This window comes from Microcoleus sp. F4-D5 (assembly GCF_036704885.1).
Classification (GTDB): Bacteria; Cyanobacteriota; Cyanobacteriia; order Cyanobacteriales; family Microcoleaceae; genus Microcoleus.
Map to the genome: position 1 here is coordinate 1 of NZ_JAUBSX010000096.1, position 24,623 is coordinate 24,623.

Annotated in this window: 14 protein-coding genes and 2 pseudogenes; 5 read left to right on the top strand and 11 right to left on the bottom strand. The window is 43.5% G+C overall.

All coding sequences use genetic code 11. The features are described 5' to 3' along the window. Positions 1–153: 153 nt before the first annotated feature. The 5 genes from QUA80_RS29130 to QUA80_RS29150 form a co-directional block, all read right to left on the bottom strand. Positions 154–1,545, bottom strand: coding sequence for a response regulator (locus QUA80_RS29130; protein ID WP_333428453.1), 1,392 nt, complete (start codon positions 1,543–1,545; stop codon positions 154–156). Between the two features lie 3 nt (positions 1,546–1,548). Then, positions 1,549–4,368 carry an ATP-binding protein gene (locus QUA80_RS29135; RefSeq protein ID WP_333428454.1) on the bottom strand — a complete coding sequence of 940 codons (2,820 nt, stop codon included), beginning with the start codon at positions 4,366–4,368 and terminating at the stop codon, positions 1,549–1,551. Positions 4,369–4,704: 336 nt separating this feature from the next. Continuing rightward, positions 4,705–6,105, bottom strand: a complete 1,401-nt coding sequence (locus QUA80_RS29140) for a response regulator (RefSeq protein WP_333428455.1) — start codon at positions 6,103–6,105, stop codon at positions 4,705–4,707. A 78-nt stretch (positions 6,106–6,183) separates the two neighbouring features. Continuing rightward, entirely contained in the window at positions 6,184–12,312 is a 6,129-nt protein-coding gene (locus QUA80_RS29145; RefSeq protein ID WP_333428456.1) for an AAA family ATPase, read from the bottom strand. A gap of 168 nt (positions 12,313–12,480) precedes the next feature. Further along, entirely contained in the window at positions 12,481–15,354 is a 2,874-nt protein-coding gene (locus QUA80_RS29150; protein ID WP_333428457.1) for an ATP-binding protein, read from the bottom strand. A gap of 685 nt (positions 15,355–16,039) precedes the next feature. On the opposite strand from QUA80_RS29150, the gene QUA80_RS29155 reads away from it, so the two are divergent. The 4 genes from QUA80_RS29155 to QUA80_RS29170 all read left to right on the top strand — a co-directional run bounded on the left by QUA80_RS29155 (position 16,040) and on the right by QUA80_RS29170 (position 18,330). Beyond that, positions 16,040–16,327 (top strand): hypothetical protein, encoded by a 288-nt coding sequence (locus QUA80_RS29155; RefSeq protein ID WP_333428458.1) that lies wholly within the window; start codon positions 16,040–16,042, stop codon positions 16,325–16,327. 322 nt (positions 16,328–16,649) lie between these two features. After that, positions 16,650–17,069, top strand: coding sequence for a phosphomannose isomerase type II C-terminal cupin domain (locus QUA80_RS29160; protein WP_333241787.1), 420 nt, complete (start codon positions 16,650–16,652; stop codon positions 17,067–17,069). 149 nt (positions 17,070–17,218) lie between these two features. Beyond that, positions 17,219–17,548, top strand: coding sequence for an iron-sulfur cluster assembly accessory protein (locus QUA80_RS29165; protein ID WP_333428459.1), 330 nt, complete (start codon positions 17,219–17,221; stop codon positions 17,546–17,548). A gap of 218 nt (positions 17,549–17,766) precedes the next feature. Further along, positions 17,767–18,330 carry a Uma2 family endonuclease gene (locus QUA80_RS29170; RefSeq protein ID WP_333428465.1) on the top strand — a complete coding sequence of 188 codons (564 nt, stop codon included), beginning with the start codon at positions 17,767–17,769 and terminating at the stop codon, positions 18,328–18,330. Positions 18,331–18,912: 582 nt separating this feature from the next. Here QUA80_RS29170 and QUA80_RS29175 read toward each other — a convergent pair. From QUA80_RS29175 to QUA80_RS29195, 5 genes are all read right to left on the bottom strand, one after another. Continuing rightward, positions 18,913–19,899, bottom strand: coding sequence for a glycosyltransferase (locus QUA80_RS29175; RefSeq protein ID WP_333428460.1), 987 nt, complete (start codon positions 19,897–19,899; stop codon positions 18,913–18,915). A gap of 327 nt (positions 19,900–20,226) precedes the next feature. After that, complete coding sequence (locus tag QUA80_RS29180; RefSeq protein ID WP_333428461.1) at positions 20,227–21,441, bottom strand: response regulator; 1,215 nt, start codon at positions 21,439–21,441, stop codon at positions 20,227–20,229. A 216-nt stretch (positions 21,442–21,657) separates the two neighbouring features. After that, on the bottom strand, positions 21,658–21,888 hold the full coding sequence (gene yidD, locus QUA80_RS29185) for a membrane protein insertion efficiency factor YidD (RefSeq protein ID WP_333428462.1): 231 nt from the start codon (positions 21,886–21,888) through the stop codon (positions 21,658–21,660). A 173-nt stretch (positions 21,889–22,061) separates the two neighbouring features. After that, positions 22,062–23,003: a tRNA pseudouridine(55) synthase TruB gene (gene truB / locus QUA80_RS29190; protein ID WP_333428463.1), complete on the bottom strand. Its 942-nt coding sequence runs from the start codon at positions 23,001–23,003 to the stop codon at positions 22,062–22,064. Between the two features lie 231 nt (positions 23,004–23,234). Further along, positions 23,235–23,978, bottom strand: a complete 744-nt coding sequence (locus QUA80_RS29195) for a calcium-binding protein (protein WP_333428464.1) — start codon at positions 23,976–23,978, stop codon at positions 23,235–23,237. A gap of 215 nt (positions 23,979–24,193) precedes the next feature. Between QUA80_RS29195 and QUA80_RS34000 the strand changes: the two are divergent. After that, positions 24,194–24,343, top strand: a pseudogene (locus QUA80_RS34000) (biotin/lipoyl-containing protein); the annotation flags it as partial. A 94-nt stretch (positions 24,344–24,437) separates the two neighbouring features. Here the strand turns inward: QUA80_RS34000 and QUA80_RS29200 are convergent. Continuing rightward, positions 24,438–24,623 (bottom strand): annotated as a pseudogene (locus QUA80_RS29200) (photosystem II q(b) protein); the annotation flags it as partial.

Consider the following 24,623-nt stretch of genomic DNA (forward strand, 5'->3'; position numbering starts at 1 on the left):
TCACCCTTGTCTCGGGTGATTCACTTTTACCCCCTCAATCCGACTATGTGCCAGTTTGGGGTGCGGAATGTGGGCTCGAACAACTTCGCGCTGGACACATGGCCTTAAAGAAACCCATAAGCTTCAAAGATTCACCCGAAAGAATTCTGATTACTAATGTTGAATAGGAATCTCAATTACAAACTCTACCCCCCATTCAGACGATGAAATGCAGGTAAGCTGACCGCCATGTTTTTCTTCTACAATCTCACGGCTAATAGACAACCCTAAACCTGTCCCTTTACCGACAGATTTAGTAGTAAACATCGGCGTAAATAAATGCTGCATTATCTCGGGCGTTATCCCCAGGCCATTGTCAGCAATCCGAATCACCACCCTTTCCCCCTGAAGCCTTTCAGTGCAGATCCGAATCTGCGGATTGTCTTGGCTCTGTTGCTTTTTACCGGACAGGGAACAACTAATCGCAGACTCTTCTAAAGCATCAATTGCATTCGCTAATATATTCATAAACACCTGATTGATTTGCCCCGGATAGCACTCTACCAGCGGCAACTCGCCGTACTCTTTAATAACCTTAATAGCTGGGCGATTACCTTTACCTTTTAGACGATGACCTAAAATCAACAGGGTGCTATCTAGCCCATCGTGAATATTCACTGGCATTAGTGCCGATGTATCCAAGCGAGAGAAGTTACGCAGTGACATAGAAAGATTATAAAGTCGCTCTGTTCCTACCGCCATTGAATCCATAATTTTAGGCAAATCTTCAACGATAAACTCTAAATCAAGATCCTGAAAATTTTCCTGAAATTCTGATGGCGAAGTAAGGCTATACTTGCAAAACTTCGCCATCGCGATCAAATCGGCAATATGTTCGTTTGCTGGAGGGAGATTGCTGGATATAAAACTAACTGGATTGTTAATTTCGTGAGCCACCCCAGCAACAAGCTGACCGAGGCAAGCCATTTTTTCGCTTTGAACGATTTGCACTTGAGCTTTTTTAAGATTGTCCAAAGCTTGAGAAAGTTCAGCCGTTCGTTCTTCCACCCGTTTTTCTAACTCCTGCGCGAGCTTCTGTAACGCTGCTTCGGCTGCAAGCCGCTCTTCTATTTCCCGTTTTAAAACCAAATTTTGCTTGGCGAGAGTTTTCGTTAAAGAACGCAATTTTAAATGGAGGTTGACGCGAGCTAACACCTCCTTTTGTTCAAAGGGCTTAGTAATGTAATCTACAGCCCCTAGATTAAAGCCTTTGACCTTATCTCCTATGTCAGAAAGAGCAGTCATAAAAATTACGGAAATTTCGTTCGTCAACGGACTTGCCTTTAGCAGATGACAGGTTTCAAACCCGTCAATTCCTGGCATCATCACATCTAACAAAATCAAATCAGGCTGACTGTATTCAGCCTGTTCGATCGCACTTTCGCCATCAGTGGCGACTAATATTTCCCATCCTGAACCAGCTAAAGCTTCAGACAGCACGTCGAGATTGCTAGGGTTGTCATCTACAATTAAAATGGTACTTGTTTCCATATTTTCTGCCTTCATTTTTTATTGTCTGTGGGATGTAATAAACTCTTTAATTTTTTTGACCTGATAGCTTTGGGCTAACTGGCGCAGCTCAATAGCAAAGGACACAAATTTCCGGTCTAACTTCTCTAGGTACTCGCTGCGCTTGACAATTCCTTTCACGTTGCCTCTCATCGCCAGTTCAAATAGGAGTTCCATTTCTTCTGGCGGGGGAGGCATTAAAGAGGTAGATTCAGAAAGTGATGGAGGAGCAGAGGAAAGGGGAATAGTGCTGATTTTTTCATCCTTAAGTTCGTCATATATCCATTCTATTTCCAAATATTTTTGCAACATCTCAAATAGCTCTTCTGCCTGCACAGGCTTGCCGAGAAAACCCTTGGCTCCCCCCTCCAAACTTTTATGTTGGTCGGTAGCAAATACACTGGCAGATGAAGCAATGATTGCCACATCTTTATAGTGTGGTAAATTTCGGATACGGCGCATCATCTCAAAGCCATCTAACACTGGCATCACCAAGTCAGTGATAATCAGATCGAACTGAAATTCTTCTACTTTTTCTAAACCCTCTTGACCGTTTTTAGCTTCGGTTACTTCAAATCCGAGGGGTTCCAGCAGATTGACAATGACTGAGAGATTTTCCCATTTGTCATCCACAACCAAAATTTTCTGCTTTCTACCTTGGTAGCCAACCAGTTTTCGTTGCTTGGCAATCGTGGCTGTATTTGCCCACTCTGCCGCTTCCCGTAACTCCAAATCAAGCCAAAAAACGCTGCCTGATCCTGACTGACTTTTTACTTGAATTTTACTACCCATCATTTCGACAATTTTCTGGCTAATTGTTAAACCGAGCCCGGTTCCTTCCGCCTGACGCTTGCTGTCTCCTACCTGTTCAAAAGGCAAAAAGATTTTTTCTAATTGTTCTGGTGTTATACCAACGCCAGTATCTTCTATTTGAAACCTAAGTTTGTGAATAGATGAGGGTGAGTTTTGCTGATTGGTTTGTAACTTTTCACCTGTTACCATTTCCAGATTTTCTATCTTAAAAGTCACCCGTCCCGAGTCGGTAAACTTAATTGCATTGCTCAGTAAGTTAATGAGTACCTGTCGCAACCGTTTTTCGTCAGCGTGGATGCCTGCTGGCATTTCAGAAGTGGGTTGATAAACAAAAGCAATTCCTTTTTGTTGGGCTCGGATGCGGCAAATTTCTGCGACTCCCTGCAAAAAGGAAGGAAAATGGAAATCTTTCGCGTACAGTTCCAATTTCTGGGCTTCAATTTTAGCGAGGTCTAAGATGTCATTGATGAGGGTTAGCAGGTGGGAGCCACACTGGTGAATGATACTGATGCCTTGGAGTTCCTTCGGAGCCATGGTTTTAGAGCGTTCTAGGATTTGAGCGTACCCTAAAATCCCATTGAGCGGTGTTCTCAATTCGTGACTCATATTTGCTAAAAATTCACTTTTAGCTTGGTTGGCGGTATCAGCGATTTGTTTGGCTTCCCTAAGTTCAGCGGTGCGTTCTTCTACTCTAATTTCTAGCTCGGAATTTGTCTTTGCTAGCGTTTTAAATGATTCGCGCAACTGGTGAGCCATTTGGTTGAAAGACTGACCAAGAACTTCTAGTTCTTCTATGCCTTTTACCTGCACACTTTGGTCTAAATTTCCACTCGCAATTGCCCTAGAAGCTGCGCTCAAATGGAGAATCTGGTTGGTAATCCAGCGTGCGGTTAATATTCCCAAAGTGGTAGCTAGCACCAATGCTCCCAAACATAAAAAAATCGTCGTCTGGGTGTTAGCATTAATTTGCTCCATGAAGTCAGCTTCGGGAACAGTGACTACAATCAACCAGTCCAAACCGCGATCGTCTTTATAAGGCAGCGCTTGTAGAAATTGTCGTTTGCCATCGAGCCAGAAGTCAAGCTGTTCTCGCTGGGCAATTTGTTTGAGGTCGCCAAATTGCTGTTGTAATTGTTTCGTAGCAGAGCTTAGTAAGGGATCTGTGCTTTTAGCTGCTTCTATGCGTTTAGCTTTCGCATTTTCCACTAAAAATGGCTGATCTAGGGTAGAACTGGCAACGATGAGTCCTGAGCGCTCGATGATAAAAGTTTGCCCTGAACGACCGATTTTTACGCTCTTAAGAAAGTCACTAATTTGTGTGAGAAAAAAATGGTATGCAAATACCCCAATGACTGCTCCGTTACTATCATTGAGAGGAACGCTAGCAGGCAAAACCATTTCTGGGAAAGCGTGATAGGAAAATATTTCGCCCCACACTGGTTTGCCTGCTTTCACTGCCGCCACGTACCAGGGTCGTTCCTCTATCTTGAAGTCGGGCTTTTCCTGAATGAGCTTGATACGCTCTCCGTCTTTAGTCATATCATAAAATCGAATACTTCCCCCTGTGGCTTGGCCTGCCTCCATGATTTGTAAGGTATCTTTTTTGGGTTTTAGAGCCCCAATAAACCCATCATATTTTTGACTCCCGAACATAATGGAACCTGCCGTCGGAAATAACTGTACCTGCTGCACAAAATAGCGCTCTAGGCGTGGCAAGTCTTGAACGTCAATTTGGCCTAGGCGGACAGCCTCAAGATTGATTTGATTGACTAGGTGGGGAGCCTCTAAATATTCGTTAAGCTTCTGATTGATGCGTTCGGATACTTCACTGCGGAGTTGAGTCGCAACATTATTGACAGCTTCTTGTCCGTTGCGTACCGACACCCAAGCGGTCAGCCCGACGGCGGCAAAGATTTGCACGACGAATGGCAACACTAGGATCAGGCGCAGGGACACCTTTTTTTGAGAACGGTTTGATAAGAAAGTGATTGGAGAGGTCTGTGACATTTATCAATATTTCTGCAGGGATAACGGGTTGGTTGGCTGAAAAATATCAGGCTATTGACTAAAACGAGGCTTAGGAAGTAAATCTTAAAAACGGTTGTATTCTTAAGTTAAGTATAGTGAAAAATATTGGTCAGCGATTTTTTTTAAGAAGTATTACAAAATATTTTTGATAATGCTGTTATGATAAGATGTTAAAATAGTGCTGTCGCTTTTTATTCGATCGCAAATCAGCAAATGAGTTTCGGAGAGCGGAAAATGGTAAAATTGTCTGGAGGTTGAAGGCTCTAACTTACAAAATTTACTATTCGATGATGGAGACGAGACAATATATTCCTTTCAGGGAAACTGGGAATGTTTAACAGGCAGAACAACAGTAAATGTCGTTCCTACTCCGCTCTCGCTTTGACAAAAGAGCTGCCCTCCGTGAGCTTCCGCTACAATTTGATAGCAAATCGACAGCCCTAATCCCGGCCCAGAACCAATTTTTTTTGTGGTAAAAAAAGGATCGAACACGCGCTTTTTCACATCCTCCACCATACCCACACCGTTATCGGCAATCGAAATCGCCACCCGTTCAGAGTCGATTAGCTCCGTGCGAATAGTAATTTTTGGGATTAGAAATTGAGGGCTGTTGAGAGAAGAAACCGGATTGTTGAGTGTCAGCGGCTCACCATTTGCCACCACTGACGAACTATTCGCGATTCTCAACTCTAAAGCTTCAATCGCATTGCACAAAATATTCATAAATACCTGATTAATTTCACTTGCCCAGCACTCAACTAAGGGCAGGGAATCATATTCCTTGACGATTTGGATAGCGAACCTGTCTGAAGGGCTTTTGAGCTTGGACTGCAAAATCATCAAAGTGCTGTCGATTCCACAGTGAATATCCACAGCCTTCAATTCTGCTTCCCCGAGCCGCGAGAAATTTCGCAAGCTCAGCACAATATCGCGGATACGTTTAGATCCTGCGTTCATAGAGGCCAATATTTGTGGAAAGTCCGATCTGACAAATTCAAAGTCAACTCTATCTTTAAAGTTCTGAATATCTGGGTTCGGATGGGGCAAAGCCTGCTGGTAGAGTTCGAGTAACTGTAATAAGTCAGATGTGTACTGACCTGCGTAACCGAGATTCCCAGATATAAAATTAATCGCATTATTAATTTCGTGAGCGATTCCAGCTATTACTGTATCCAGTGAGGACTTTTTTTCGCTTTGAATTAATTGCGTCTGAGTTTGCTGCAACTTTCGCAGAGTTAGCTCTAATTCTTGGGATTTTTCTCGCTCCTTCGCTTCAGACTGCTGCAACATAGAATTTTGTGCAACGAGTTGCTGTTGCAGATAGCGAATGCTGAGTTGATTTTCAACGCGAACTAAAACCTCTTCAAACTGAAATGGTTTAGTGATGTAGTCCGCCCCACCGCAGGCAAATGCTTTTACCTTATCGAGGGTATCATCTAAAGCACTCAAAAATATTACGGGAATATCACGATTCTTTTGAGATTTTTTCAATTCTTCACAAACTTGATAGCCGTTGATTTCCGGCATATTGATATCGAGTAAAATTAAATCTGGCGGAGCGGCTTCCACTCCTTTGAGGGCCATAGCACCGTTAAGTGCACTGCGAACTTTATATCCCCGCTCAATCAGCATGGTGGATAAAAAGCGCAGATTGTCCGGCGTGTCGTCCACAATGAGAATATTTGCTTTAGCTGCTGAGCCTTGAGTTTTATTCATGAGACCTCTTACCTGAATTATATTATTGAATTCACTGTAATAGTTTATTTTTAGGGATAGAGCAGTTATTCAGCAAGTTTATTTGGTAAGGTTTTCAATTAAATTAGTAATTTTATCAAAGCGAAAATCATTGACCCAATCTATCAGGGTGTTGACCAGTGAGGCATAATTGACAGGGATTTCCGCAACCAGTTTCAAAATCATTTCGGCATCCAATTGAGTAGCGGCTTGATGCAATTGTGTCAGCCATTCTGCGGGCATAGCGAGTAAATTTTCTTGAACAGATAAAGAATTTTGCATCAACGGCTGCTCTAGTTTTTGACCTTGAGAATTAGCTAAGACTGGTTCCTCATAAACATAGCGTACCCCTAAGTATTTATACATCTTTTCAAAGATTACCTCATCTCGGTATGGCTTGCTCACAAAGTCATCACAACCGGCTGATAAAACAATGGATCGCTCTTCCTCGAAAGCACTTGCAGTTAAAGCAATAATGATTGTAGGCTGTCCGTTGAGATGAGATTTAATCTGTTTAGTTGCTTCATATCCATCCATCACAGGCATCCTCATGTCCATCCAAATTAGGTGCGGTTTCCAACTTGACCACAAAGCAACTGCTTCAGCACCATTTTCAGCATCACGCACCTCGAAGCCAAGCGGCATCAGCAACTTGAGCAACAGCAGTCGGTTTTCAGGGCGATCGTCCACTACTAGAATGCGATAGACTTTGGAATTAGGTTCTAAACCAATTACTCGCCGGGAAAGCTGTGTAGTTCTCAGTTCATTTTCCTCAGCTAAATGCGTCTGAATATCAAATTGTAAAATTGTCCCTTTACCCAGTTGACTGCTCGCTGTAATATCTCCTCCCATCAGTTGAACAAATTTACGGCTAATAGGTAAGCCTAAGCCTGTTCCTTGGTGATATTTTCGACCCACTTCGGTTTGCACAAAAGCTTCAAATAAACTATCCATTTCTTCGGCTGCGATCCCAAAACCTGTATCTTCTATTTCAAATAACAATCTTAAAGTTTTATGGTTTTCTAAAAATAAATTTGATGGATTAAGTTGCGGCGGCTCCTGTTTGATTACTCGCAAAATTATATGACCTTTTTGAGTAAACTTAATGGCATTTCCTAAAAGGTTAATCAAGACTTGACGTAATTTACTCGCATCGGTTTTCAAGTATTGAGGAACATCGTCAGCGCGTTCAAAGATTAGTTGCAAGCCTTTCGATGAAACTTTAAGTTGCAACATTTCTTCGAGAGAATCAAGCAGGTGATATAGGTCAAAGCTATTTTCATTGAGCGTCAACCGACCCGCTTCAATTTTTGACATTTCCAGAACGTCATTGATTAATGATAGTAAATGCTCTCCGCTGCGGGTGATGATGCCCAAGTTTTCTTGCTGCTGCTGATTGAGCGAAGAATCGCGATTCATTAGTTGAGTAAAGCCGAGGATTGCGTTGAGGGGGGTACGCAATTCGTGGCTCATATTGGCAAGAAATTCGCTTTTAGCTTTGTTGGCTGCATCGGCAGCTTCTTTAGCCTGTTGCAAGGCTAGCTCTGCCTTTTTGCGATCGCTGATTTCCTGCTGTAATTCTTGCATTCTCTCGTTCACGCGCTGCTCTAGCGTCCGCGAGTTTTCCTCTTGTTGTTCGTAAAGCCTAGCATTTTCTATAGAAATCGCTGCTTGAGAACACAAAAGTCTTAAAATTTCTAAGCGGTGTGGAGTAAAGGCATCAGTGGTGAGATTATTTTCTAAGTAAAGAATGCCAATAAGTTTGGATTGGGTCAGGATGGGAGTACATAAAAGGGATTTTATCTGATTTGAGCTAATATAAGATTCGGTGGCAAATTGTTTTTCAGTAACTGCATTACTTAAAACTACATCTGTACGAGTTCGCTCTACATAATAAATTACCGTTAACGGCAAGCGATGGGGCGTGAGATTTCGCTTCTGTACAAGTGAATCAACCTCTGGAATAGCTGCTGTCTGATACTCTACTAAGGCTTCGGCTGCAACTAAAAGCTGACCTTCTTGCAGCAAAATCAGAGAACCTTTTGTTGCCCCGGCATTCTCCATGAGAAGATTCATTAATTTAGCTAATAGTTTGTCTAAGACTATTTCGCTAGAAATTGCTTGGCTGGCTTTGATTACCGTAGTCAAATCTAATAATGATTTTGTTAACTTTGTAGTATTTGTATTGCCTTTAAGAAGATTCAAACCAATACTAGATGGCTGTTTATCAGTTACAGGGTTTTGTTGATACGTTGAATAATTATTAATTTGTGGCTGCCGATCGAGCCAATAAAACAAATGAGGATAGTGTTGTTCTAGATCGTCAATTTTCGCTTTAGCTCCCCAGCGAGCATAGGCATAGTAGGCATCAATAAGATAACTCCGAGCAATTTTTTCTTTTCCCCATTCTAAATAAAACTTGGCAGCCAGTTCATTGGCTAGAGCTTCTTCATTCAGGTAGGTATTTTCTTTAGCTCCAGCGATCGCGCGATCGTAATAATCCATCGCTTCCAGAGCAGAACCTTGCACCCTATAGAGTTCTGCTTGCACCAGCTCGAATTTATGTAAATAATTCATCGGCGCATGGTGTGACCAATCTTTCATCTTTTCCTGGTTCACCTGTATTTGCTGCAAATATTGCTGTTGTTCGCTTGGGCTGGCTCGATCGTAGCGAGCCAGGAGAGTCAATGAATGATAGAAATTGAGAATAGCAACTTGCATAAAACCAAAAGCCGCTCCAGCTTGCTCGTTAGCTAAAACCGCATTTTTCAAAGCCAGATCGTAATCTTTAAAATGGTAAGATAAAATTGCTTTGGCTACATAAAAAATAAACAGAACTGTGCCACTTTTAGCTTCAATTAAACGAGGCAGAGTTTCAGTTTCATCAAAACTAGCTCCGCGCAACAAGAATTTATCCGCAGCTTCACCTTGTAAGTTCAATCCCAGTTGTCTCCACACCTGAGAAAAATGTATAGGAATTTGTTGCTTGATTTTAATACATAAATCAATGTAGACTGCTTGTTGCTGCACTATCAAGTCCAAATTTTTTTCAGTAAAAAACAAGTAACTACAAAAGTTAGCTGCACAATAACCACCCCACTCTATATCTCCTGTTTCTAGCCCACTTTGTACTCCTTCTTGCAAAGGAATGACACTATTATTAGCATGTTCTTTCCAACTTCTAATATTAGAATTAAATAAGTTGTAAACTTTAGCCTTAAGTTCTTTTGCATTAAATTTTTCCAGCAGTTTCAATGCGATGGTTCCGGCATGATATCCCGCATCCATCTTTCCAACTCCCGACAGTAATAAGCCATAAAAACCGTAGGCAAAAGCAGACAGAGCCGAATTTCCACAGTCAATACAAAGATTAACCATTGTGACAATCAAGGGGGGGAAAATCTCTGGCTTTGCCATGAAAACAGGTGCACAAAGAATTTTTAAAATGCGCATAGCCGACAATTTATAAGGATCGGTCATTGCTGGAATGTTTTCTAAATCCGCCAATTTTGGTACATCAACTATTAAACTATCATCTCCCTCTAGAGTGACAAAATAAACATCTAGTTTTTGCAAAATTTCCAGTCCGATATCGACTGCTTTAATCATCTCTAATTGACCAATACAAATTAGCATTTGCAGCTCGTATACTTTGACGGCATCGAGCAAATTTGTAGCATTTTGTAGAGCTGTTTCGGCTAACATCGCCGAGCGTTCAAAGTTAATATTTAAGTATTCGGCTTCGGCAGCTTCAATGTAAAGAGCTAGGGTCATGTCATAGTGACTTTGCCAACAGTTTTCGGTGAGCAACTCTAAACCCACTGTTAAATACTTGACAGCCGCTTCATAAGCTGTTGCTGATTTTGCTTTCTTTCCAGCGATCAGGTTGAGTTGAACCAGTTGGTCTTTTTCCGCCGGATTGGTGATAAATTCTAAGCCTATATTTAACTGATTGACTATATCAAAAATCTTTTCTTCTAAAGCTACTTGAGCCGTATTGTTTAACAACCTTTGACCAATTTTCAAGTGGGTAGCTTTCTTTTGGTCTTCAGGAATTAGAGAATAAGCTGCTTGTTGAACGCGATCGTGCAAAAATTTATAAGGAACTGATAACTCGGGGTTGTTAGAGTTATCTAGAGCCGTTTGCTCCTGAAAAAACTTGTAGATATCGCTTTGGGGCAACACCAACTCTTCTTGCAGCGCTCTCCACAAAGCCGCCGCTGTATCTGCTAGCGATTGTTCTAGTAGGAGCGCCAGGGTTGATAAGTTAAATTGATTGCCAATACAAGCAGCAAGTTTTAGTACAGCTTGAGTTCTCGTCGGTAATTTTTGCAACCGTGCTGCCATAAATTCTACGACATCATCAGTCAGCGCTAATGCCTTGACCTGAGCAATATTACATTCCCAATAACCTCTCTCTCGATTAAAGCTGATTAAATTTTCCTCATGGAGCGTTTTGAGAAATTGACTGCTAAAGAAGGGATTGCCTTTGGTTTTTTGATAGATCAGTTGGGTGAGGGGGTTAGCTAAGGAGCTGTTACAACTGAGGGTATCTGCAACCATCTGGTTTAGAGCCTGCAGATTTAGCGGTGCTAGGGTAATGCTGTTAATAGCAGCACCTGCTTTACCAATGTTTTCAATGGTTTGTATTAATAAATGAGCTGGTGAGACTTCATTATCCCGATACGCGCCTATTAGCAATAAATAAATACTTTCAACATCACTCATTAATACCTGCATTAAGTTTAAGGAAGCTGAATCTGCCCACTGTAGATCGTCAAGAAAAATCACAAGAGGATGCTCGGGAGCAGTGAAGACTTGAATAAACTTTTGGAACAGCAGGTTAAAGCGATTTTGAGCTGCATTGCCAGATAGTTCGGGAACGAGTAATTGCGGGCCAATAATTTGCTCGAGTTCTGGAATTACGTCAATAATAACTTGAGCGTTCTCGCCCAAAGCATTCAGGATTTTGGTTTGCCACTGTTTGAGTTGAGCGTTACTTTCTATCAGTAGTTGTCCCATTAAATCTCGACATGCCTGCACGAAAGCCGAGAAGGGAATATCTCGTTGAAATTGGTCGAATTTACCTTGGATAAAGTAGCCGCGCTGCCGGACAATTGGCTTGTGAACTTCATGGATGACGGAGGTTTTACCGATGCCAGAAAATCCTGCGACTAGCATTAATTCTGTAGATCCTTGACCTACTCGGTCGAAAGCTGCTAGTAAGGTTGCTAATTCTGGTTCGCGACCGTAAAGTTTTTCGGGGATTTGAAAGCGATCGCACAAATCTCTCTGCCCTAGTTTAAAAGAAGCGATTTCACCAGTTTTTTGCCACTGGGACAAACAAATTTCTAAGTCGTGCTTGAGTCCGAGGGCACTCTGATAGCGACCTTCGGCGTTCTTTGCCATCAATTTGCTGACAATATCGCAGATGGCCGCAGGAATGTTCTGGTTGAGGCGATTAACTGAGATCGGTTGCTTGGCAAGGTGGCAGTATATCAAATCCATTGGATCGTCAGAGACAAAGGGCAACTGTCCAGTTAGCAGTTCGTAGAATGAGACTCCTAGAGAGTAGAAATCTGTGCGGTAGTCAATGCCTCGATTCATTCGCCCGGTTTGTTCGGGAGATATGTAAGGTAAGGTGCCTTCGAGGAGATTAGGATTGTGAATTTCTTGGGTTTCGCGCGGTAGCAGAGAGGCGATACTGAAGTCAATTAGTTTAACTTGCTTGCTGACCGGGTTAATTAGAATATTGGCAGGTTTGAGGTCTTTGTGGATAACGCGGTGGCGAGCGAGTTCGTCTAGGGCGCTGGCAATTTGAATCGCAATGGGAAGAAATTCGTTAATGGGTAAACTTTCTAGAGGTTCGCTACTTGCTGCTGCTAGGGTGGCGAGATAGCCAGTTAAGGAAATTCCGCCAAAGTCTTCCATAATCAAGGCATAGTGGTTGTGGTACCTCTCTAGGCTGTAGATTTTGACTGTGCCGGGGATATCTAAGTTTTTAGCTATGACGTATTGGTTGCGAAAGTGAACCAGTTCGTTGAAGCTGGGAAAATCATTTCGCAGCAGTTTGATGGCGACAGGCTGCCCATCCCAAGAGCGCAGACCGCGATAAACTAAAGTTCGATTACCTGCGTATATTTGCTCAGCGATCTCGTATCCGAGAAGATAATTTTTGAGGTCAGCCATATTTATTCCTACTGCTCCTGTCGAAATTGAATATACTGAGATTGACTATCTACAAATACGTAAGTCAGATCAAATATTATTATGGTTGCTGTTCTTAATTCAAATCGTGTCGATTCTTCCTCACAAGCCAGAAATCCTCTGTAAATGAGCGTTGATATTATTTTTAATCTAGCAGATACTGTCAGTGATTTTGTCAAAGCGAAAGCTATTTGCCAAATGTGCGATCGTCGCTGCCAGAGCCATATTTGACTCACGGATTTGCTCCACGAGTTCCAGCACTAATTCTCCATCCAATTCCATCGCCGCTTGACGCAGAGCCGCTACCCACTCAGCAGGCATTTCTTTCCAAGTCTCAGCGGTTAGTTCCACTAGGGAGGTCTGCTCGTGGAGGAGGGAGGCTGGAACCTGCTCTTGCTCTTCATAAACGTAAACTACCCCTAAATATTGAGCAATTTTTTCAAATAGCACTGCTTCTTGAAATGGCTTGCTCAGAAAGTCATTGCAGCCGACTGAAAAGGCACCTTTGCGGTCTTCATCAAAGGCATTAGCAGTGAGGGCAATAATCACAGTTGCCTCACCCTTAAGCTTGGCTCTAATCTGTTTAGTTGCTTCATATCCGTCCATAACTGGCATCCGCAAATCCATTAACACTAAGTGCGGCTCCCAGCTTTCCCACAAATTAACAGCTTCTTGACCGTTAACTGCTTCGCACACTTCAAAACCTAACTGTGTGAGCAACTTAACGAGTAATAGGCGATTTTCCCACTGATCTTCAACCACCAAAATGCGGTATAAAGGTTGCCCGGGCGCTAAACCCATAACTCGCTGTATAGGCGGTTTAACTTGAACGTTAGCAGCATCGCCCTGGCTAATCGGAATATTAAATTTAAAAGTGGTTCCCTTGCCCACTTGAGTGCTTACAGCGATCTTTCCCCCCATCAATTGCACGAAATTTTGGCTAATAGCTAAGCCAAGACCAGTTCCTTTTTGAGAGTTGCGACCAGTTTGAGTTTGGACAAAGGGTTTAAACAAGATTTCTAGCTCATCTGGTGCGATGCCAGGGCCGGTATCTTGTATTTCAAATAATAAGGTTAACTGTTGGCTGTGGGCTGATGATTGTTGCGAGCGAATCTGCGAATTTTCCATTTGTTCCATTGGTTTTATTCGCAAAGTCACACAACCTGTGTGGGTAAATTTGATTGCGTTGTCCAGCAAGTTAATCAAAACTTGGCGCAATTTTACTTCGTCGGTTTTTATGTATTGGGGAATTCCATTTGCTTTTTCAAAACTTAGTTGTAGTTGCTTGGATGAGGCTTTGAGTTGCAGGATTTGTTGAATTTCATTGAGTATATGCTCCAACTCAAAAGTATTTTCATGCAGAGTTAGACGACCTGACTCAATTTTAGTCATTTCCAAAATAGCGTTGATGAGGCTGAGCAAATGTTCGCCGCTGCGAGCAATAATTCCTAAATTTGCCTGCTGCACTTGATTGACCGATGAGTCGCGGCTCATCATTTGAGTAAAGCCGAGAATCGCATTGAGAGGAGTCCGCAGTTCGTGGCTCATATTGGCTAAAAATTCGCTTTTGGCGCGGTTAGCTACTTCTGCTATATCTTTAGCTTCTTTTAGTTCGACGGTTCGTTCTTCAACGCGAATTTCTAATTTTTGTGCTTGTTCTCGTAGTTTTGTTTCTGATTCTTTGAGTTCTGATGTGCGTTCTTCAACTCGCTGTTCTAGGTCAGCATTAGTTTTTTCCAAAATGGTAAAAGATTCGCGCAACTGCTGTGCCATTTTGTTAAAATATTCCCCGAGAACTTCGAGTTCTTCTATACCTTTTACCTGCACATTTTTGTCTAACTCTCCAGTGGCGAGCGCCCTAGAAGCGTCTCTTAAATGTAAAATAGGTAGGGTAATCCAGCGTGCAGTCAATATTCCCAAAATAGTAGCTAGCGCTAAGGCTCCCAAACACAAAAAAATGGTGATCTGAGTATTGGCATTAATTTGATCCATGAAATCGCTTTCAGGCACTACTACCACAATTAACCAGTCCAAACCATTGTTATACTGAAAGGGCATGACTTGGACAAATTGCCGCTGACCGCCTAGGGAAAAATCTAACTGATTAGCGCTACTAATTTGATTGAGGTTGCCAAATTTTTCGTTTAAATGCTCTGCTGTTAGCCGAATTAAGTCATCTTCGCTATCTAAAGTATTTAAACGTTCCATCTTACCATTGCTGATAATAAATGGCTCTTTTACCGTTGAACTGGCTACTAAAAATCCAGAACGTTCCATAATGAATGTCTGTCCCGAACGACCGATTTTTAAGCTGTGCAGAAAGTCGCTAATAAACGAGAGGATAAAATTTGCAATTAATACGCCGCGCAGTTCGCCATTTTCTTCATAGACTGGGTGGGCGTAGGGGAGGGATAGGGTTTTCTGACCTGTAACTAATGGGAAAATTTCGTGCCATATTGGTTTGCCTAAGCGTACACTGTCTTTATACCAAGAACGGCTGAGTATGTTGTAGTTAGGGTTGATTTGTAATAGTTTTGTTTGATTGCCTTTGCTATCGGATTCGTAGAGATAAAGTTCATGCCGATGCTCCTTGGGTGCTATTTTAAGAAATACCTGACCATCCATTTGGCGTTCAACTGCAATGAACTCTCCGGTTTTGGTCGCAAAACCCATATTAGTCACAAAGTTAAATGCTTGAATTTGTTCCCAAAAATAGCGGTGTGCATTTGTGACTTCATCTGGATTTAAGTATCCCAGGCGCAGGGCATTGGCATTCAGTTGAGTGACGCGAGGGCCTGTGTCTAGGTAAGTTTTGAGTTGCTGTTCGATGCGGGCGGTAATTTCACTCCGCAACTGACTGGCAACTTGGTTAACTGCTTTTTGCCCGTTGCGTAAGGATAGCCAGCCTGTCAGACCTACGGCGGCAAAGATTTGCAGGACGAAAGGCAATACTAAAATCAGGCGCAGCGATACCTTTTTTTGAGAACGGTTTGATAAGAAAGTGGTTGCAGAGGTCTGTGACATTGATTGGTGTTAATCTTGAGGTAACGAGTTGGTTGGCTGAAAAATCTCAGTAGATTTAGTGAAATAATATTGAGGAAATAGATATTGAAAATAAATCTGTAATAGTTAGTGAAACTTTTGAGAAAGTAACTTGCTAAAACAAGTAATGCTACTTACGTTTTTTACCTAAGACCGTTATAATTATAGCTGACTAAAAATGCTGATGCGCCTTAACTTTTTCGCTAGCCTTTGTAAAAATTTTTATTTCTTAACAAGACAGCTAGCAATCATTTGTAATAGATTACCGCGTTTAGAGATATTTGTAGTAGTTTTTAACTTTACTTTACACGGCGGTACTAAAAAGTACAATTTTATCAAACTTACAGATCGACATCGATCTAATATACGTCTTAAAAAAGTGACCTCTCTCGTGCTAAAAACATGACACGCCAGACCGCTGAAAACGTTAAGGGCGGTCTAACTGACTATTACGTGAAGAAACCGGGTTTTTGCGTCCAGGACTGACTTATTGAGAATAGTGCAAGATGTGAGTTTAGTCGATCGGCAAAAAGTGGGGTGTGGCAACGGGTATTTGAAGCGTTAGCCGAAGATGCGGACAAGGAATACGCGATGATTGACTCCACCATAGTCCGCGCCCACTTTTCCCAGTGCGAGCCCAAAAAGGGGGATGCAGACACCGAAGCGATTGGACGTAGCACTCGTCGGGTTGAGTACCAACATCCATGCGGTGGTGGATGGGTTGGCCAATCCCATCGGCTTCGACCTCACCTCACATCTGGAACCACTTCCCCCTGGACAAATGGCCTTCGACAAACCCACAGGTTTCAAACCCCAGCGTCGGCTTTCTTGTTGTCTCGTCGGCTGGGTGAGTTTCATGGCTACTTTACTCAACCATATTCCGATTTATGTTCATCGTTGGAATTCTTTCGTGGGCACTCAACAGGATGAATTTTATGCCTATAACTCCTTCTAGCTGTAACAAGCTGACACCGGCCAGCCCCCACTCTCCCGATCTCTCCCGTTTTCCCGTTAAGCTTCTTTAAAGCACAGACCTTTGAGAATGAAGATTTGATGTAGATTTGGGCGATCGCGAATACCGGCTAACAACCGCTGTGATGATTTTGCTATGGTGGTCAAGATGGGTCGATCGGGCACAGCAGACAAAAGTGCAAAAATCTACAGTCCGCTAAGCGGTTCGCGCGATCGGACTTAGGTTTTAAGGATAAATTAGTTAATACACAATCCAACGTCGTTTACCAAAGGATTCAGCAAGCAATCCTCAAGGAGTAAAAATCATGGTTCAGATTCAAGAAATTTCTCAAGTATCGACTCTGCACGCACCTGCTGCACCCAATGGAATAGCGGCTACAGAATTGCGGCCTTGGGGTTCATTTACGACTCTAGAAGAAGGCCCCGGATATAAAATTAAGCGGATCGAAGTTAAGTCCGGACACCGCCTCAGCCTGCAAATGCACCACCACCGCAGCGAACACTGGATCGTGGTTTCTGGTACTGCCAAAGTTACTTGTGGCGAAACTGAACAAGTTCTGTTTACAAATCAGTCTACCTACGTTCCTCAGTGTATTTCTCACCGCCTGGAAAATCCGGGAGTTATCCCTCTGATTTTAATTGAGGTGCAGAATGGGGAATATCTCGGAGAAGATGATATTGTTCGCTTTCAAGACGATTATGCTCGTACTGAAAAGGCTAAGTAACTCAACTTGCTAAAAATATAGAGGTAAGGTGCACGGCAGAAGTGCGCCTTACATTCTGAGGGTGAGGTTCACGCCTCCGTCCGCACCCTAGATTTTCAAAACTCAACACTACTCCCAAATTACCAATTACCAATTACCAATTACCCATAATGATTCATCTGAGCAAAACAGCAGCAACAGAAGTAACGCGCCTTAAGTCGAAACATCCCAACCCCAAGGCTTTATTTCGTCTGGGCGTGGAATCGAGCGGCTGCTCGGGTTTGTCTTATACAATGGCATTTGACGATGCGCCAGCCCCAGAAGACGCTGTATGCGAGTCCGAGGGAATTGAAGTGGCGATCGACCCCCAGCACTTAAAATATCTCAATGAGCTCACCTTGGATTATTCAGAAGACTTGATGGGCGGAGGTTTCCGATTTCACAATCCCAATGCCGCCCAAAGCTGTAGCTGCGGCAACTCCTTTTCTGCCAAGGAATAACCAACCTGTAGGGTGCGTCAGTTGCAGATAATTCTCAAATTTAAAATCTCAAATCGATTGACGCACCTGACAAAATAAGAAATAGCCAATATGATTTAGAGTGCGTCAGTTGCAGATAATTTTCAAATTTAAAATCTCAAATTTAAAATCTCAAATTTAAAATTTAAAATCTAAAATCTAAAATCTAAAATCTAAAATCTAAAATCTAAAATCGTATGATGACACTCAAAGACTTAGAAAAAGTCCAAAAAACCTTCAAAGAAGCCGGTCAAGACTACCAAGTTGAACTAGAAAGCGGGAAAATTATCATTGTGGACCCGTCAGATATTGTATCTAGCGAAATAGGTGTAATTTTCAGTTGGCTGCTCGCCAATTGGGTTTATCCCCGACGTTTGGGTCGAGTTTTTGACTCCGCAGGTGGCTTTATTTTACCTGATGCTAACCTCACAACACCTGATGTTTCTTTTGTTCGGGCCGCACGTCTCAGGCAAAGTCCCCATTATTTCGGAGGATTAGTCCCAGACTTGGTAGTAGAAATTAAATCACAGAGCGATCGCATTAAACCGCTAGAAAAAAAGATTCATAATTTCCTAGAACTCGGAGCGCAAGTAGGAGTTTTGATCGATCCAGATGAAGAAACTGTAACAGTTTATCGTCAGGAAGGTGAACCGATTGTGTTGGGAAATGAAGATATTTTGACAGTCCCCGAACTTTTCCCTGGTTGGGAATTGCCAATTGCTGAACTTTGGCCGCCAATTTTTACTGAAGCAGAAACTAAATAGGGGACTAGGCGCTTGAAACCGATCCTGCACAAACGAAGTCTGCCTGCACAGACAAGCGAGATAAAGGGGGTATTTAAGTAGGATTTGGTATCAGTTAATTAGGACTTTAGTCCTTACTAAAAACCGATGATGAGCGAATACATTAGGATGAAAAAATTATGAGTCAACAAGCTTGTGCAGATTTTTTTGCAGCCGTTAGTAGCGATACCGCTTTGAAACAAGAGGTAGCTGCGGCCCTATCCCAAGCAAACCTAGAAGCCCTATATGGGAACAAATAAGACTGGGAGATATACAGCATGGAAGGCAGAGCGCTTACAGAACTCGAGCAGTTAACACGGCTGCAAGCAGAAGGAAGCGGCTTGGTGCTGGTGGGAGCAAAGCATGGGTAGAAGTTTACAGCAGAAGAAGCCGTCAATAAGCATCAAGAAATTATCGAAGAACATATGGCGGCTGCAATAGCGGAACTGAAGCGGGTGATGCGGAACTGAAGCGGTTGATATAGCAATCCTATTTGATTCGTGAAGATATCTCACCAAAGGCTGGTTTGTAGTGAGGACTAAAGTCCTCTTTTTAAGCTTTTAATCAAGCTGGCGTAGCGAGAATCATCCACTGCATTAACTGCTGCCACTCGGGAGATTGAGCTAATAAATCTGCATCGAATTCATTTCCCGCATCCTGCGAAAACTCCGCGAAAGCTTCCGCCCAATTAATTACTGTTTCCACAGGCAAATAAGGCGTATATTTCCAAGAACGCTGCAAAAACTCTACCATCTCAACAGAATGACCGGTGCGGTACAAATACCAAGCAATCCAAACTAAGGTACTGTACTTGATTTGCTTTTCCAACAAACGTATTTTATCGGGCAATTCGGGGCGGGCAAAAAAACTGTCCATGACTGCGGCCAGGGATTTAGCCTGCGGTAAACCTTTGTACATGGCGCTTTGTTCGTGCTGGCGGTAGCAAACAGTTACTTGCTGCAGCCACTCTGCTTCGCATCCCATTAAGGCTAAACGCAGCACTAAATCTGTATCTTCCGCCGGGGGAAATCGAGGATCGAATCCGCCGGCGCGTTCTAACCACTGACGGCGAAATACCATCGCGCTGGGTAATACAGGTTTCCACCTGAGCCACATTTCTAAGTCTAATGTAGGGACGTTTTGCCAGAGTTTGACATCTTTTAGCGGTTCGCCTTTACTGTTGACTAGACGCCAGCCGCTGTGGACTATTCCTAGATTTGGTCGTGCTGCAAATACAGCCATTTGTGCAGCTAATTTGTCTGGAAAGAAGTAGTCGTCAGCATCGAGAAAGGCGATGAATTCTCCTCGCGCTAGCTCGATACCGCGATTTCTGGCAATCGAAACTCCTTGATTTTGTTGGTAAAGGTAGCGAATTCGATCGCCATATTTCTCTAAAACTAATCTGGTATCGTCTCGGGAGCCGTCGTCTACTACGATAATTTCGCAGTTACCATAGGTTTGCTGGAGAACGCTATCTACGGCTTGGCCGACGTAAGCAGCGCAGTTGTAAGCCGGAATTACTACGCTCACCTGTGGGGTGCGATCGCTCATAATTAATATCAAGTCAGATGGATTATACTATTTTAGATTTTAGATTATTAGATTTTAGATTATTAGATTTTAGATTTGGGTATGATTGATGACGGTCAGGTTTGAAACACGAGCCTACTGTTGCATTCTTTTTTTGAACTGGTATTAGAATCAATACGCCCTAGGCAGATTTACGGAAATCCGGGCTTTGAAATCAAGAAAAATCATGCACCGAACCCTACAAGAGTTATTGGTCACATCCGGTTGCGTCTTTATTGTACAATACTCATCGGGTGCCCTGAAGACTGACGCACCCGATCGGCGATGCTGTTTGAGAATAATTTGGTTTCAAGAATTTGCCAAGGTAAGTTGCTGTGAATTCAGTAAATCATGGTGGCGATTTGCTAAAGGTTGGCGATCGCCTTTTACCTTCAAATACTTGTCAGCTACTTGCAAAACCTGTTCGGGATTAGCTGGCTTGCTCAAAAAATCGGAAGCACCTGTCAATTTGGCTCGCGTGCGGTCAATTATACTGTCTTGACCGGTCAAAAACACGATCGGAGTTTCCCGAAAAGCCGGTGTTTTTCGCAAAAAATTGCACAAAGCAAAGCCACTGGTTTTCGGCATCACCACGTCCATAAAAATTAAAGCAGGCTTGTTTTTGGCTAGAATGCCCACTCCCTGCATGGGGTCTTGAATTTTTAGGACTCGATACCCCTCTGGCAATAAAATTTCCTCTAAAAATTCGCATACTGTCGGACTGTCATCGATACAGGCAATCAAAGGGCGACCCGGTTGGGCGATCGCCGCAGCCCAGCGCCACTGTTCTATAGGCGACGGCAAGTCGGGTACTGTTCGGAAATTAACTAAACCTTGTTTCATGTAATTAACTAAAGCGCGAGTTGCCACTGTCACGCACTGCTTTTTCTTAAATGCAATATCCCAAAGAGTATTTTCGCCGTTAAATACGTTAGCCAAAGCGATCAAAGAATTAGAACTAAATCGATTTTCCTGCAACTGGGCCGATGCTTTTAAAAGTGGTGCTTGTTCTGGATCTACTAGCCACAAACCCATTGCTTTCCACTTCTGCCAAATTTGTTGTGTAGAATACAGAATTTTCTCTACTTCCGTTAAAGACATCAGCAAAGAAGAGGTAATTTTATAAAAATATTTTTGGGACGGACGCCACTCCCGGCGCAAACCCGATTGACCGATTAGAGCAAAGAACACTTCCGAAACGCTGCTATGGACGATCGCCTTAGCTTGTTCCAAACTCATTTCGCTGGCTGCTACCCCTCGCTGAAGCAGTTGATATTCCCACAGTTCCCCAGCATCAACGTCTCTGAGATCCACTTGAAAGTTTCGACAGTGTTGCCCGATCGCCCTATACCAGCGCCTCGATCTGTGCGATCCTCCTGTGGCATAAACCAAACTACCCTGAAAAAAGTAAAGTTGCCACTGTTGTTCCCCTTGTTCTAACAGCAGTTTCCCTGTGGCTTGTTTCTGGCTGAGTACAGCCAGAGTATGGGACAACATTTTGTATCCTATTGCAGTAGTAGACATATCAACTCGCATCCCCTGTACTCTGTTTGTACTATTATATAGCTGCCGAGTTGTGAAAGATAACAGTAATATTACTGAATTTGGCTTTATAACAACAACTAATTCGGCGCATTCAACCCTGTCAGGGAGTGATTCCCCTCGGGACTTTTAGCCCCGAGGATACAACGCCTCTTTGCACTATTAACTAATAACTAAAATCGCGGTTTTGACTGAGAACTAATTCCCCTCGCTATCTTTGGAAGGTACTGGATCGTAACCCCCCGGATGAAAAGGATGACAGCGCAAAATCCGCTTAACCGCCATCGAACCGCCGCGGGCAGCCCCAAATCTTTCTATTGCTTCGATCGCGTATTGCGAACAAGTTGGCTGAAATCTACAGGCGTTAGGCAGGTAAGGAGAAATCCCCATTTTGTAGCCTCTAATTAATCCAATCAACAATATTTTCACAATTTTTACCTCAGCACTAGATGAGATTAATAGCAAAATGTCGTCCCGTAGCCTCGATCGTAATTGTGCCAGTCAAGTCTCCCGATCGTGCGATCTCGCCTCAAATGCCTCCCAGACTTCCGCTAACATTTCCCGCGCCAATTATACCTGTTTTCTTTTTGCCTCTTGGATACCTAAAGCACAATTTGAGGAGATAATATGGTACTTGTCTCTGAGTTTGCTACTTGACCGATACCTAAAAAATTACCGTCTCGATCGTAAACCTGCAACGGATAGGGAGGTTGTGGTATTGGGTTGTCGGGGGGATTGTTCGTACTGTCTTCCTGTCCCCCTACGGGCGTTTCGGGAATTGGGAGGCGCTGTCCTTGAAACCAGCGTTTGGTATATTCAGGCGAAAGGACGATCGCCCCTAAATGTCCCAAAACTGCCGATGGCAAAATCGGACAGAATTTATTCTCCTGCAATTGCAGTTCTAATTGTTCAAAACTGAGACTTTCCTCGATCGAAAAACCGCTACTTTCGGTGCGAGTCAAACAAGCCAAAGTACCGCCTGCATTCAACAGTGCGCCCAAATCCCGCGCGATCGCCCGAATGTAAGTACCGGCCCCGCAGGCGATCGACAAATCCAATTCAGGAAAATCTCCCGATCGCCAATCCAAGATTTCCAGCCGAAAAACCTCAACTTTCCTAGCAGCAACTTCGACATTTTCGCCTTTTCTTGCTAACTCGTAAAGGCGTTTTCCTCCCACCTGCACCGCACTAAAACTCGGCGGAAATTGCTCGATTTTTCCTAGAAATGTTGGCAGTGCAGCTTGCACTTTTTCCAAACTCAAATCTGGTACCGGTCGAGAATGGATAATTTCTCCTTCTAAATCATCTGTAGCAGTAGTTAAGCCAAACCGAATCGTGCCTCGGTAAGCTTTATTGTGTTGCAGAAATTGCAGCAGTCTGGTTGCTTTGCCGAGGGCGATCGGCAAAACGCCAGTCACAGCAGGATCGAGGGTTCCTCCGTGTCCGACTCGCTGGAGTTTCAATAGCCGGCGCACTCGCCCCACACAGTCGTGAGAGGTAATGCCCGCAGGTTTGTTGAGATTGAGAAAACCGTCAGTAGTCATTAGGAAGAAGGAAGAGGGAAGAATGCAACGGGCAATGTATGGGATTTAACTGATACAAGGCAGCAAAAAAAATGAAGATAAAAAGTTTTGAGATTGCTTTATTTGGGAAGGCTAAAGCTAACATTACTCACAACGCGACAGCGGTTTTGAGTTAAAAAGTTCAACATTAAAAACTTAAAACTACAAAGTACCCGCCCGCCCAATTATCAATTCCCAATTCCCAATTATCCCTTAAAGAATAAAGTCTGCCTGACTGATAGAAGTGCGGGCAACTCCGAATAAAGTAGCGAGAGTTTCCTTGGTGTTTGTAAGCTGAATAATTGTACTCGGCGAAGTTCCGGTTCCAGCGGAAATGGTGAGTTCGCCAAAAGTAAGGCCGGCAGCCAAGCGAATTCGATCCGTACCATCAGTAAAATCTGTAATCACATCCCCGTCTGCCAAACGCCCGATCGCAAAAGTATCGTTTCCGGCGCCGCCAGTTAAAGTATCTATGCCGCGATCGCCCGATAAACAGTCATCGCCGATGCCACCAAACAGCGAGTCATCGCCGGCACCCCCAAAAAACGTGTCATTACCCGCGCCGCCCAACAAAGTATCGGTGTCTTGGTTGCCAAACAGCAAATCATTACCCTCGTCCCCCAGCATTGAGTCAGAACCTTTCCCGCCGTAGAAAGTATCGTCCCCCACGCCGCCCAACACGCTGTCGCGGCCGGCACCGCCGAACAGTATGTCATTGCCAGCGTCGCCCAGCAGTGAGTCATCGCCGTCGCCACCGTAGAGGGAATCGTTTCCCCCTAAGCCCAAAATGCTGTCAGGGCCACCCAAACCGAATATCAAGTCAGCGCCCGCACTACCCCTGAGGGAGTCCGGGCCGCTGGTGCCGCGAGTGCCGCCAGGTGTCCCTCCGGGACTGGTACCGCTGCTGGGGGTTGGGGTTGTGACGGGAATTGGCTGAACTGGCACTGCTGATGGCATGATTCTGAAGATGGGTATAAATTTGCCATTCTAACTTAGCTTAAAATCAGAAATTATAGAAAATAGCATGAAAACCCCGTGTCTTGAGACGGGGCAGCGGTCAAAAATCTTTTAGCAGCGTTGCTTTTCTGAGCATAAATTCAAGTCAGGTCTTTTGTTGAGAAATAATATCTGCGGTAACTTCTATTTCTGGTTAATGTTGTGGAGATGATGTTGCAGAGGGCGATCGCCTGTTAATTTTAGAAGCGATGAAAATGGCAATTGCTATTACTGCTGAAGTTGCCGGAACTGTGGCCCCGTTGTTTTGTGAAAAAAGGCAAACGGTGACAGCCGGACCAATTATAGTGACGGTTCAACCGAATTAAAGATACTTCCAATCCCCACAGTAAAAATCAATTCGCCCAAACAAAAAGCGCCCCTATTTCTAGGAGCGCTGTTTGTTCAATCAAAAGCTAAAACTTAGCCGTTGATAGAAGGAGCAACCATTGCTACTGGGGTGACTTCAGCAGCAGCCAAGTCGAGCGGGAAGTTGTGAGCATTGCGCTCGTGCATTACTTCCATACCCAAATTAGCGCGGTTGATGACATCAGCCCAAGTATTGATGACGCGACCTTGAGAGTCGATAATCGATTGGTTGAAGTTGAA

Bases quoted from the DNA above. Each gene is read 5' to 3' on its own strand.
- QUA80_RS29195 (WP_333428464.1), bottom strand. From the start codon at position 23,978: ATGCCATCAGCAGTGCCAGTTCAGCCAATTCCCGTCACAACCCCAACC.
- truB (WP_333428463.1), bottom strand. From the start codon at position 23,003: ATGACTACTGACGGTTTTCTCAATCTCAACAAACCTGCGGGCATTACC.
- QUA80_RS29145 (WP_333428456.1), bottom strand. From the start codon at position 12,312: ATGGCTGACCTCAAAAATTATCTTCTCGGATACGAGATCGCTGAGCAA.
- QUA80_RS29130 (WP_333428453.1), bottom strand. From the start codon at position 1,545: ATGAAGGCAGAAAATATGGAAACAAGTACCATTTTAATTGTAGATGAC.
- QUA80_RS29150 (WP_333428457.1), bottom strand. From the start codon at position 15,354: ATGTCACAGACCTCTGCAACCACTTTCTTATCAAACCGTTCTCAAAAA.
- QUA80_RS29140 (WP_333428455.1), bottom strand. From the start codon at position 6,105: ATGAATAAAACTCAAGGCTCAGCAGCTAAAGCAAATATTCTCATTGTG.
- QUA80_RS29180 (WP_333428461.1), bottom strand. From the start codon at position 21,441: ATGTCTACTACTGCAATAGGATACAAAATGTTGTCCCATACTCTGGCT.
- QUA80_RS29175 (WP_333428460.1), bottom strand. From the start codon at position 19,899: ATGAGCGATCGCACCCCACAGGTGAGCGTAGTAATTCCGGCTTACAAC.
- QUA80_RS29165 (WP_333428459.1), top strand. From the start codon at position 17,219: ATGATTCATCTGAGCAAAACAGCAGCAACAGAAGTAACGCGCCTTAAG.
- QUA80_RS29170 (WP_333428465.1), top strand. From the start codon at position 17,767: ATGACACTCAAAGACTTAGAAAAAGTCCAAAAAACCTTCAAAGAAGCC.
- QUA80_RS29160 (WP_333241787.1), top strand. From the start codon at position 16,650: ATGGTTCAGATTCAAGAAATTTCTCAAGTATCGACTCTGCACGCACCT.
- QUA80_RS29135 (WP_333428454.1), bottom strand. From the start codon at position 4,368: ATGTCACAGACCTCTCCAATCACTTTCTTATCAAACCGTTCTCAAAAA.